Source organism: Sphingopyxis sp., assembly GCF_040216815.1.
GTDB lineage: Bacteria > Pseudomonadota > Alphaproteobacteria > Sphingomonadales > Sphingomonadaceae > Sphingopyxis.
Genome location: NZ_JAVJOJ010000005.1, coordinates 277,648 through 288,639, shown reverse-complemented (window position 1 = coordinate 288,639; position 10,992 = coordinate 277,648). Strand labels below are relative to the sequence as shown.

Annotated in this window: 10 protein-coding genes; 8 read left to right on the top strand and 2 right to left on the bottom strand. The window is 64.9% G+C overall.

Translation table 11 applies throughout. From position 1 onward, the window contains the following. Positions 1–81 precede the first annotated feature (81 nt). The 3 genes from rpoN to RIA72_RS08925 all read left to right on the top strand — a co-directional run bounded on the left by rpoN (position 82) and on the right by RIA72_RS08925 (position 2,564). Positions 82–1,536, top strand: coding sequence for an RNA polymerase factor sigma-54 (rpoN, locus tag RIA72_RS08935; RefSeq protein ID WP_350031823.1), 1,455 nt, complete (start codon positions 82–84; stop codon positions 1,534–1,536). A gap of 195 nt (positions 1,537–1,731) precedes the next feature. Continuing rightward, positions 1,732–1,857, top strand: coding sequence for a type B 50S ribosomal protein L36 (ykgO, locus tag RIA72_RS08930; RefSeq protein WP_003046794.1), 126 nt, complete (start codon positions 1,732–1,734; stop codon positions 1,855–1,857). A gap of 95 nt (positions 1,858–1,952) precedes the next feature. Further along, the gene (locus tag RIA72_RS08925) at positions 1,953–2,564 is read left to right on the top strand and encodes an HAD-IA family hydrolase (RefSeq protein ID WP_350031822.1); all 612 of its coding nucleotides are present in this window, start codon (positions 1,953–1,955) and stop codon (positions 2,562–2,564) included. On the opposite strand, the gene RIA72_RS08920 is transcribed toward RIA72_RS08925, so the two are convergent. Further along, positions 2,549–3,988, bottom strand: coding sequence for a serine hydrolase domain-containing protein (locus tag RIA72_RS08920; RefSeq protein WP_350031821.1), 1,440 nt, complete (start codon positions 3,986–3,988; stop codon positions 2,549–2,551). The genes RIA72_RS08925 and RIA72_RS08920 overlap by 16 nt on opposite strands. An 87-nt stretch (positions 3,989–4,075) precedes the next feature. Next, positions 4,076–6,229 carry a S9 family peptidase gene (locus tag RIA72_RS08915; protein ID WP_350031834.1) on the bottom strand — a complete coding sequence of 718 codons (2,154 nt, stop codon included), beginning with the start codon at positions 6,227–6,229 and terminating at the stop codon, positions 4,076–4,078. 82 nt (positions 6,230–6,311) lie between these two features. Here RIA72_RS08915 and RIA72_RS08910 point away from each other — a divergent pair, with 82 nt between their 5' ends. The 5 genes from RIA72_RS08910 (at position 6,312) to RIA72_RS08890 (ending at position 10,990) form a co-directional block, all read left to right on the top strand. Continuing rightward, positions 6,312–8,150 carry an aminopeptidase P family protein gene (locus RIA72_RS08910; RefSeq protein ID WP_350031820.1) on the top strand — a complete coding sequence of 613 codons (1,839 nt, stop codon included), beginning with the start codon at positions 6,312–6,314 and terminating at the stop codon, positions 8,148–8,150. A 10-nt stretch (positions 8,151–8,160) separates the two neighbouring features. After that, positions 8,161–8,622 (top strand): acyl-CoA thioesterase, encoded by a 462-nt coding sequence (locus RIA72_RS08905; RefSeq protein WP_350031819.1) that lies wholly within the window; start codon positions 8,161–8,163, stop codon positions 8,620–8,622. Between the two features lie 287 nt (positions 8,623–8,909). After that, a complete protein-coding gene (locus RIA72_RS08900) occupies positions 8,910–9,368 on the top strand; it encodes a hypothetical protein (protein ID WP_350031818.1) in 459 nt (152 codons plus the stop codon). 34 nt (positions 9,369–9,402) lie between these two features. Then, positions 9,403–10,365, top strand: a complete 963-nt coding sequence (gene ribD / locus RIA72_RS08895; protein ID WP_350031833.1) for a bifunctional diaminohydroxyphosphoribosylaminopyrimidine deaminase/5-amino-6-(5-phosphoribosylamino)uracil reductase RibD — start codon at positions 9,403–9,405, stop codon at positions 10,363–10,365. Between the two features lie 7 nt (positions 10,366–10,372). Continuing rightward, the gene (locus RIA72_RS08890; RefSeq protein WP_350031817.1) at positions 10,373–10,990 is read left to right on the top strand and encodes a riboflavin synthase; all 618 of its coding nucleotides are present in this window, start codon (positions 10,373–10,375) and stop codon (positions 10,988–10,990) included. The last annotated feature ends 2 nt before the right edge of the window (positions 10,991–10,992 follow it).

Genomic DNA, 10,992 nt, shown 5'->3' with positions numbered 1-10,992 from the left:
CGAGACACGCCGATTTTGCACATGGCTTCGCGTGTCTCGACTTCGCTCGACACGAACGGGGTAATGGGTTGCTGACACTCGATGGCGTTGGGTCCACGCCTCGATCTCCGCCAGTCGCAATCGCTGGTGATGACGCCGCAGCTGCAGCAGGCGATCAAGCTGCTCGCGCTGTCAAACCTCGAACTCGAAGCCTATCTGGCCGAAGCGCTGGAGGGCAATCCGCTGCTCGACACGGCATCGCCCGACAGCGAAAGCAGCGGCGGCGAAGACCCGGTCGACAACGCCCCACTCGCCGAAGCCGCGTCGCTCGAGGCCGATCAGGCGCTGGCGGGCGACAGCGGAAGCACGAACGACCTCGACGTCGATCTTGCCGAAAGCTTCCATCACGACAGTGCGAGCGACAATGTCGGCCTGTCGGGGGCCGGCGAAGAGATCGATTTCGACAGCTTCGCCGGTGAGGACGGCACACTCCACGACCATCTGCTCGCGCAGGTCGGCGAAGCGCTGGGCGGGATCGACGCGATCGTCGCGCAGCAGCTCGTCGCGCTGATCGACGAGGCGGGTTATCTGCGCGCCGACCTTCCCGACCTCGCCGCGCAGCTGGGGGTACCGCTGGCGTTGGTCGAGGCCGTGCTGGGGGTGATCCAAGGCTTCGATCCCGCAGGCGTCGGCGCGCGCGATCTTGCCGAATGTATCGCAATCCAGGCGCGCGAAGCCGACCGTTACGATCCGGCCATGGCGACGATGATCGCGCACCTCGATCTCGTCGCCAAGGGCGCTTTCCCGCAACTGAAGCGGATCTGCGGTGTCGACGACGAGGATCTGGCCGACATGATACGCGAGCTGCGCGGCTATGATCCGAAACCCGGCCTCAAATTCGGCGGATCGCCGGTGCAAGCGGTTGTCCCCGACCTGTATATCCGGCGCACCGCGACGGGTTGGGCGGTCGAAGTGAACAGCGCGACCTTGCCGCGTCTGCTCGTCAACCGCCGCTATTATAACGACCTTGCCGCGGGCGCGGCAGCGAAGAGCCGAGCGTGGCTGTCCGAGCAGCTCGCGGGCGCCAACTGGCTCGTGCGCGCTCTCGATCAGCGCCAGCGCACCATCGTCAAGGTGGCGAGCGAGATCGTCAAGCAGCAAGAGGGGTTTTTCCTGCACGGCGTCGCGCACATGCGCCCGCTGACGTTGCGCCAGGTCGCCGAAGCGATCGGGATGCACGAATCGACCGTCAGCCGCGTCACCAGCAACAAATATCTGTCGTGTCCGCGCGGCTTGTTCGAACTCAAATATTTCTTCTCTTCCGGTATTGCGGCGACCGAAGGGGAGGGCGCCGTGTCGGCAGAGGCGGTGAAGAGCCGGATCAGGGCGCTGATCGAGGCCGAGGACGCGCGCGCGATCCTTTCCGACGAAACGATCGCGCAGAAATTGTCGGGCGAGGGGTTCGACATTGCGCGCCGCACCGTCGTCAAATATCGCGAGGCGATGGGCTATGGCTCGTCGGTGCAAAGGCGGCGGCAAAAGGCTTTGGCTGGTTAGGCCGCACCATCGTCATCCCGGACTTGATCCGGGATCCATTCAGCGCTGAAGTCATGGACCCCGGTTCAAGTCGAACGAGCCACGCGTCTCGTTCGCGGATGACGAAATTGGGGTTGCCGCCGGTTGACTTTTCGCCTGCTTCCCCATAGGTGCGCCGCTTCGCGTACAACGCTACTGCTTTTACGGACAAGAACGATGAAGATTCGCAACAGCCTGAAGTCGCTGAAGGACCGCCACCGGGACAACCGCGTGATCCGCCGTCGTGGCCGGACCTATGTGATCAACAAGACCAATCGCCGCTTCAAGGCGCGCCAGGGCTGAACCGTCCTGCCGGGGCCCATGTCCCGCGCGCCATTGCGAGTTTGCGTGCCGCCGTCGGATGATTCTGGCGGCGCTTTCGCGTGCCCGAAACTTTCATGATTCGTCAGTGCGTTATCTTTGACATCGGCCGTGTCCTTTTCGACTGGGACCTGCGCCACCTGTTCGTCAAGCTGATCGACGACCGCGACGAACTCGAATGGTTTGTCACGCATGTCGTGACGCCCGAATGGCATTTCCAGCACGACGCAGGCCGCGCGCTCGCCGACATGCTGCCCGAGCTGAAAGCCGAGTTTCCGGCACATGCCGCGCTGATCGACGCCTATGCGACGCGTTTCAACGAAACGATTCCCGGCCCGGTACCGGGCAGCCTCGAACTCGTCGAACGGCTCGATGCGGCCGGCGTGCCGCTGTTCGCGATCACCAATTTCGGCCATGAATTCTGGGAGGGTTTTCGCCCGACCCAGCCGATCTTCGACCGCTTTCAGGACATTATCGTGTCGGGGACGGAGAAACTGACGAAGCCCGACCCAGCGATCTACCACCTCGCGATCGAGCGATTCGGCATCGACCCCGCCGGAGCGTTTTTCATCGACGACGTTGCAACCAATGTCGCAGGCGCTGGGGCGGCGGGCATCGCGGGGCACCATTTCGTCGATGCGGCGGCGTTGGAACGCGACCTTATCGCGCGCAATTATCTGTCCGGCTGATCGAAGCGGAGCGTCAGGCGCCGCGTCGCGGTGATGTCGGCGGCAAAACTGCCGTCCGCGTGCGCGCGAAGATCGGCGATGCCGAAGGGGTTGACGAATCCCGCGCGCGCCAGCCTGCCGTGGGTGTCGAGCCCGACGATGGTGAGCGCGGCATCGGTGCGCTGCATCGCTGTACCGAAATAGGCGCGCATTGCGGGATGCTGCTCGGCCGTGCCGATGCACAGCCCCGCCTCGATCCGAAAGCGGACCCAGCCTTCGACCGCCGCGTCGCCGAAGGTGCCGCTGTAGCGCCGGGCGGCGATCGGGCAAGCGGCGTCCACCAGCCCGGCGGGAACGGTACGGAAGGGAGCGGCGATCATCTGCGCGGTCGGTTCCATACGCGACACCCAGGACGCGTTGGACAACAGGCTGACCGCGGTGCGTTCACCGCGCCACAGGCCGAGCGTGCTGCGCGCGCCCAGCGTGACGCCGTTATGATGGACGAAGGGGGCGGCGTCGGCATCGATCCCGATGCGCCACCCGAAACCGACGCTATAGTCGTCCTCTCCGGCCGCCTTGCCGTCCGCAAGCCGCACCGGCACCAACATCGCGTCAAAGCTTTCGGGGCGCACCACCCGGCCGTCGATCATCCGCCCGCCGAACGCCGCAACCGCACTCGCGGTGCCGCCAAGCCCGCCGCCGCCCCAGGTATAGCTATAATCGTGACGCGGCGTTTCGATAATGCGGCCCTTGTCGAAGCCATAGGCCCGCGAGGCGTCGGGGTCGCCGCTGTTCGTCGGGTCGGCGCGGATCGCCAGCCCCGGCGCTACCTTTGCCGATATATAGTCGGGGAAGGGTCGCCCATCGGCTTCCTCGACCAGTGCGCCCAATAAGGTATAGCCCCACGACGAATAGCTGTAGGCGGTGCCCGGCGCGCTGAGCAGGTCGCGCCCCGCGAAAATCGCGACCGCCTCGCGCCCGGTGGCATAGCGACGCGCGCCGCGGTTCGCGTCGACCGCCTGATAATGCGGCAGGCCGGAAACGTGCGCGGCGATTTGGCGCGGGGTGATTGCGGGCCACGTCGCAGCGAGCCAAGGAAGCTGGCGCTGAACCGGCGCATCGAGATCGATCCGGCCCTGCTCGGAAAGCTGTGCGACGGCGGCGACGGTAAAGACTTTGGACACGCTCGCCAGGCGGAACAGCGTGTCGCGTGTCACCGGTAATCCCGCCGCAATGTCCCGATGGCCGCTTGCGCCGTCCCAGACGATGCGGCCATCCTGCCATATCGCCGCGGCCATGCCAGGAACGCCATTCGTTTCGCGCAGCGTGTCGAGCAGACGCTGGGCAATGGCGGCTGCGTCGGTGCCGCTGTGCGCCTGCGTCGGCGTCGCGCTGCCAAACAGGGCGCAGGCGCCCAGAATATAGGCTGCCGGTCGTCGCTTCATCGAATGCCCTCCCCTTATGGAAGAGCAGGATGAATCCGATCTGTCGCACCGATTTGCCGAAATGTCGCGCACTTGTCGCGACGGGTTTTATTTCTCCACCCCCAGCTGCGTCAGCACGAAGGCATATTCTTCGGCGTCCTCGCGCAGTGCGCCCCAGCGGCCCGATTTGCCGCCATGGCCCGCGCCCATATTGGTGCGCAGCAGCAAAGTCGCGTCATTGGTGCGCGTGGCGCGCAGCTTTGCGACCCATTTGGCGGGTTCCCAATAAGTCACGCGCGGATCGTTGAGGCCCGCCGACACGAGCATCGGCGGATAGGCTTTTGCCGTGACATTGTCGTAGGGGCTGTAGCTCAGCATATAGTCGAACGCCGCCTTGTCGGTGATCGGATTGCCCCATTCGGGCCATTCGCCCGGCGTGAGCGGCAGTTCCTCGTCGATCATCGTGTTGATGACGTCGACGAATGGCACGCCCGCGAGCACCGCGCCCCACAGCTCGGGTGCCTCGTTATAAACGACGCCCATCACCTGGCCGCCCGCCGATCGGCCTTCGATCGAAATCTTGCCCGCGCTCGTATATTTGGCGTCGATCAGCCCCCTGGCGACGTCGATGAAATCGTTGAACGTATTCTTGCGCGTGTCGGTCTTGCCCGCGAGATACCAGGCGCGCCCCATGTCGTCGCCGCCGCGGACATGCGCGATGGCATAGATCATCCCGCGATCGACCAGGCTGAGCCGCGTCGTCGAAAAGCCCGGCGGCACCCGATAGCCGTATGAGCCATAGGCATAGAGGTGCATCGGCGCGCTGCCGTCGAGCTTGGTGCCCTTTTTGTAGACGAGCGAGGCGGGGATCGTCGTCCTTCCGTCGCGGCCGGGAAGATTCACCCATTCGGTGATATATTGCGAGGAATCATAACCTGAAGGAATTTCCTGCACCTTCAGCGTTTCGAGCGTTCCGGTCGCTACATCATAGTCATAGACGGTGTCGGGCGTGATCATCGATTCATAGTCGAGCCGGAGTTTGTCCTGATGATATTCGGGATTGTCGCCGAGCCCCGCCACATAGGTCGCCTCCGGAAATTTGATCCGGCCGGGTCTCAGCGGCGCGTCATATCGGCGGATATCGACCTGATCGAGCCCATTCTCGCGCGCCTCCAAGACGAAATAGTCGCGGAAGACCGACAGGCCGGTGATATAGCTGTGGTCGCTGCCGGGGATCAGCGTTTTCCATTCATCAGGCTTGTCGATGCTGGCGGTCGCGATGCGGAAATTGGGGTGCTCGTCGTTGGTGTGGATATAGAGCGTGCCTTCGCGCTCATCGACGCTGTATTCGCGGCCCTTCTGGCGCGCCGAGACGAGTTGCATCGGCGCCTCGGGATTGTCGGCGGGGAGAAGATAGACCTCGCTCGTCTCGTTATCACCCGTTGCAATGACAATATAATTGTCGGCGGCGGTCTTGCCGATCCCCACGCCAAAACCGATGTCGGGCTCCTTGTAGAGCAATTTATCCTCGGCGACCGGCGTGCCCAGCTTGTGCAGCCGCACATTGTCGGTGCGCCAATTGTCGTTCGCGAGGCCATAGAGGATCGCATCATTGTTCGCCGTCCAGACCAGCGAGGACAGCGTGCCGGGAATCACGTCGGGCAACATTTCGCCCGTTTCCAGATTGCGGAAGCGCGCCTCGAATCGTTCCGATCCATTGTCGTCGAACGAATAGGCCATCAGCTTGCCGTCGGGGCTGACCGACAGTTCGGCGAGGCGGAAATATTCCTTGCCCTCGGCCATCGCGACTTCATCGAGGATCAGCTGGGTTTCGCCTTCGCCCGCCGCAGGCTTGCGATACCATTTCTTATATTCGGCGCCTTCCTCATATTCGACCCAATAGAGCCAATCGCCATCCTTTTGCGGGACCGAGCTGTCGGCTTCCTTGATGCGGCCCTTCATTTCCTGAAACAATGTTTCGACAAGTTCGGCATGCGGCTTCATCGCGGCGTCGAACCAGGCGTTTTCCGCCTTCACATAATCGAGAATGTCGGCGTCATCGATCGTCGGATAGCTTTGGTCGCGCAGCCAGAAATAGGGATCGGACAGCGTCTTGCCGTGGAGGGTGACGTTGTGCGGCCGCTTCTCGGCGATGGGGGCAGCGGCGGGAGCGGCGGGGCTGTCGGTCAATTCACTCTCTTTCTCTTCGGCGAACGCGGCCGGCACGGCGACAAGCGGGGTGGCAATTGTTGCCAGAAACATCCAAATAGCGCGCATTGAACAGTCTCCCGCGGCGCCGTCCGGCCGGACGGAATAACCGCGATGTAGGAACAAGGATCGCATCATGTCCAGCCCCGTCCCCGGCTCCCCTTACGCCGAACGTCTTGCCCGCCTGCGCGCCGAACTGGCGGCCCGGCGCCTCGACGGTTTTGTCGTGCCGATCAGCGACGAACATATGAGCGAATATGTGGGCGATTACGCGCAGCGCATGGCGTGGCTCACCGGCTTTGGCGGCTCGGCGGGCACCGCGGCAGTGCTGCCCGAAAAGGCCGCAGTGTTCGTCGACGGCCGCTACACGGTGCAGGTGCGCGATCAGGTCGACGGCGCGCTGTACGACTATGTCGGCGTGCCGCAGTCGAGTGTCGCCGAATGGCTGGGCGCCCATGTCAGCGCGGGACAGAAAGTCGGTTACGATCCATGGCTCCACGGCATCGACTGGGCGCGCGGACTGGAAGCGGCGCTCGCTGCCAAGGGCGCGAGCCTTGTCGCGGTCGACGCCAATCCCGTCGATGCGGTGTGGGACGATCAACCCGCGCCCAGCGACGCACCGGTGAGCATCCACGACGTCGAACTTGCCGGTCAGGCAGCGGCGGACAAACGCGCAGTAATCGCCGACTGGTTGAAGACGAACGACCTCGATACCACGGTGATGACCGCGCTCGATTCGATCGCCTGGACCTTCAACATCCGCGGGGAGGATGTCAGCCACACGCCGGTCGGGCTCTCCTTTGCCCTGCTCCACGCCGATGCGACCGCCGACCTGTTTATCGCGCCCGAAAAGGTCACGGCCGAGGTGCGCGCGCACCTCGGGAACAGCGTGCGGATTCACGATCGCAGCGCGTTCGAGGCGGCACTCGCCGACCTCAAAGGCAAAAAGGTCGCAGTCGATCCCGATCGCGCGGTCGCCGCGATCTTTACCGCGCTCGGGGCGGCAGGGGCAACGATCGCGCGCCGCCGCGACCCCGCCGTGCTGCCCAAGGCGATCAAGAATGCGACCGAGCTCGATGGCACGCGCGCCGCGCATGTCCGCGACGGCGTCGCGGTATCGCGCTTCCTGAAATGGATGGAAGAGACCGCGCCGCTGGGTAAGCTCGACGAACTCGGCGCCGCGGCGAAACTTCGCGAATTTCGCGAGGCGGGCGGCGTCCTTAAGGATCTGTCGTTTGACACGATCTCGGCCGCGGGGCCCAACGGCGCACTGCCGCATTACAAGGTCGATGAAACGACAAACCGCGCGATCGAGACGGGCACGCTCTACCTGGTCGATTCGGGCGGCCAATATACCGACGGCACCACCGACATCACGCGCACGATCGCGATCGGAACGCCGACCGCCGAAATGTGCCGCCGCTTCACCCAGGTTCTCAAAGGGCATATCGCGCTCGCGACCGCGCGCTTTCCCAAGGGCACGCGCGGCAGCCAGCTCGACATTCTCGCGCGCCAATATCTCTGGGCCGACGGCGTCGACTATGCGCACGGGACGGGCCATGGCGTCGGCGCCTATCTGGCGGTGCACGAAGGGCCGCAGCGGATCGCCAAGCCGGCGGGCGGCCAGGCTGGGACCGAGGAGCCGCTGCACGCGGGCATGATCCTGTCGAACGAACCGGGCTATTACAAGGCGGGGCATTTCGGCATCCGCATCGAAAATCTGGTCGTCGTCGTGCCGCAGAACATTGCGGGGGCCGAGGAGGAGATGCTGGGTTTCGAGACGATCACCTTTGCACCGATCGCGCAGAATCTGATCGATGCGGCGCTGCTGTCGGGCGCAGAGGCCGACTGGCTCGACAGCTATCACGCCGCGGTGTTCGAAAAGCTGTCGCCGGGCATGGACGAAGCGACGCGCGCCTGGCTCGCCGCCGCCTGCGCACCGATCGACCGCGAACCCGCCGCGATCGCGGCCTGAGACGACGCGCATGACCGACCATCGCAGCACCGTGCCGCTCGCCGATTTCCGTGTTCAAGAGCGCGTACGCGTACGTTTCAACGAGATCGACGGGCAGAATATCGTCTTCAACGCCAATTATCTCGTTTACGCCGATATCGGCGTCACCGAATATTTTCGTGCGCTGGGAGAGGGGCAGCCCGGCCCCTATTTTAACCAATATGGCACAGACATTCGCGAAACGCATTGTGAGATCGACTACCACGCCCCCGCGCGGCTCGACGAACTGATCACGATTGCAGCGCGAATCAGCGCCTTCGGTCGCACGAACTTCACGCTGCATTGCGGGATTTTTCGCGAATCCGAACGGCTTACCGACATAGAGATCAGCTATGCGCATATCGACAGCGACAGCGGCCAGCCCACACCCCTGCCGGGAAGCTTCATCGCCGAAGTGCGCCGATTCGAATCGCGGACACCCGCGCAAGACTGATTCGCGACGGCCGATTCGAACCGGATACGGTTTCTCGACCAAAAAAGTCGGCATTTCCTGGGGAAACAGGCAAAAAAAGGGCCGCCCAAAGGGCGGCCCGTGAAAGTTTTGGGAGAGGATGCCTAAAAGGCAAGTGTGATATTGCACTGCACAATGAATGTTGCAACTGCGAAATGAGCATCCGAGATTGCATTTTTTGCAATCACTTTCGTTCGCGGCGTGGATTCGGTGCAATCGCGCACCCTCTCGCCAATCGCGCCGACTTCGCCTAAATTGGCGCGATGAAGATGTTTGGCAAAGTCGATGTCGGCGGCGGACTGTCCGATTTCTGGGACTATATCCGCGAACCGCGTCCGCATCGCTGGGCGGTCTGGGGTGTCGCGCTGGCGCTGACCTGGGTGGTGTTCAGCGGCGTCGAACAATATCTGATCCCGGTCGACAAGCCCAAGGCGCAGATCATCTATTTCGAAAATTGGAAGGCCGACCGCAGCGCAGAAGAAATCCGCGCCGACTGGATCGCGCGCGCGAAGGAAGAGACGCTGCGCAACGCGAAGAAGCGCGCCGAATATCAGCGTTTCGCCGACAGTCTGGGCATCGAATATGATTCGACGGAGGCCGACAAGATAACGCGCGAGACGCTGGGCACGGAAGCCGCCGAAGCCGCAAAGCAACGCCCGGCGCCGCCCCCGCGCTCGACACTCGCCGAACGCGCCGCGCGCGCTCCGCAACCCGAACCCGCCGACTGACGTGGCGCCCCTCGCACCCGGCGATGCCGATTGGATGGCGGCGGCCGTCGCCCTGGCGCAGCGCGGTCGCCCGGCGTCGGCCCCCAACCCCAATGTCGCCTGCCTGATCGTGCAGCCCGCCGCCGCAAACCGGGTCGCCCGGCTGGTAGCGCGCGGCTGGACGCAGCCTGGCGGACGCCCGCACGCCGAGGCGATCGCGCTGGCCGCCGCGGGCGCCGCGGCGCGCGGCGCGACCGCCTATGTCACGCTCGAACCCTGCGCGCACGCCAGCGCGCGCGGCCCCGCGTGCAGCGATTTGCTGATCGCTGCCGGGGTGGCGCGCGTGGTGATCGCGGTGCAGGATCCCGACCCGCGCACTGACGGCGCAGGTATCGCGCGGTTGCGCGCGGCGGGGGTCGAAGTGGTGGTGGATGTTCTGCCCGCCGAAGCACGCGCCGCGATGGCGCCCTGGTGGACGCGGCGGACGACGGGACGGCCTTTCGTCACGCTCAAGCTCGCGACCTCCCTCGACGGTTGTATCGCGCGCGCCGACGGGTCAAGCCGCTGGATCACCGGCCCACGCGCCCGGGCGCACGCGCATCTCGAACGCGCGCGCCACGAAGCGATCCTCGTCGGACGCGGGACGCTCGATGCCGACGCGCCGCGGCTCGACGTGCGCTTGCCGGGCCTTGAGCATCGCAGTCCGAAGAAATTCCTCCTTACCCATGGCAAGGCACCCGGCGGCTGGATCGCCGCGCGCTCGCCTGAAGCGGTCGAGGGGGTCGCTTCGCTGCTCGTCGAGGGCGGCGCAGGCGCCGCCGCGGCCTTCCTTGCCGCCGACCGCGTCGACCGGCTGCTGCTTTACCGCGCGCCGATCCTGATCGGCGACGGCCGGCCGGCGCTGGGCGACATCGGCCTCGCCGACCTCGCCGCCGCGCACGGTCGCTGGCGCCTTTCTGACAGCCGGATGCTTGGCAGCGACCGGCTCGACGTCTACGAGCGCGTCAGAGAAGGATAAGCGACGTATGTTCACCGGCATCATCACCGACATCGGCACCATCCGCAGCCGCGAGGATCGCGGCGATACGCGGCTGGTCATCGCGACCGCCTATGACACGGCGACCATCGACCTGGGGGCGTCGATCGCCTGTTCGGGGGCGTGCCTTACCGTCGTCGACAAGGGCCGGGACGCCGAAGGCCACTGGTTCGCCATCGACGCCAGTGGCGAAACGCTGGCGCGCACCGCGCCCGGCATGTGGGATGCCGGCCGCCGATTGAACCTCGAGCGCGCACTGAAGGTCGGCGACGAGCTGGGCGGGCACATCGTCACCGGCCATGTCGATGCCGTGGGCCGGATCGTCGCGGCCGAGCCCGTCGGCGACAGTGTCAAGCTGACGGTCGAGGCCCCCGCCTCGCTCGCACCGCATATCGCGCCAAAGGGGTCGATTACGCTCGACGGCGTTTCGCTGACCGTGAACGAGATCGCCGACCAGCCCGATAGCAGCGCGCATTTCACGCTGAACATCATTCCGCACACGCAGGCGATGACGACGCTGGACGAGGCGGCGGCGGGGCGCCCGGTCAATCTGGAGATCGACGTGCTGGCGCGCTACCTCGCGCGGATGCAGGCGCGCCGCGCCTAAGG

What these genes read in the sequence shown, in the direction of transcription:
- rpoN (WP_350031823.1), top strand. Translation starts at nt 82, where the DNA reads ATGGCGTTGGGTCCACGCCTCGATCTCCGCCAGTCGCAATCGCTGGTG.
- ykgO (WP_003046794.1), top strand. Translation starts at nt 1,732, where the DNA reads ATGAAGATTCGCAACAGCCTGAAGTCGCTGAAGGACCGCCACCGGGAC.
- RIA72_RS08925 (WP_350031822.1), top strand. Translation starts at nt 1,953, where the DNA reads ATGATTCGTCAGTGCGTTATCTTTGACATCGGCCGTGTCCTTTTCGAC.
- RIA72_RS08920 (WP_350031821.1), bottom strand. Translation starts at nt 3,988, where the DNA reads ATGAAGCGACGACCGGCAGCCTATATTCTGGGCGCCTGCGCCCTGTTT.
- RIA72_RS08915 (WP_350031834.1), bottom strand. Translation starts at nt 6,229, where the DNA reads ATGTTTCTGGCAACAATTGCCACCCCGCTTGTCGCCGTGCCGGCCGCG.
- RIA72_RS08910 (WP_350031820.1), top strand. Translation starts at nt 6,312, where the DNA reads ATGTCCAGCCCCGTCCCCGGCTCCCCTTACGCCGAACGTCTTGCCCGC.
- RIA72_RS08905 (WP_350031819.1), top strand. Translation starts at nt 8,161, where the DNA reads ATGACCGACCATCGCAGCACCGTGCCGCTCGCCGATTTCCGTGTTCAA.
- RIA72_RS08900 (WP_350031818.1), top strand. Translation starts at nt 8,910, where the DNA reads ATGTTTGGCAAAGTCGATGTCGGCGGCGGACTGTCCGATTTCTGGGAC.
- ribD (WP_350031833.1), top strand. Translation starts at nt 9,403, where the DNA reads ATGGCGGCGGCCGTCGCCCTGGCGCAGCGCGGTCGCCCGGCGTCGGCC.
- RIA72_RS08890 (WP_350031817.1), top strand. Translation starts at nt 10,373, where the DNA reads ATGTTCACCGGCATCATCACCGACATCGGCACCATCCGCAGCCGCGAG.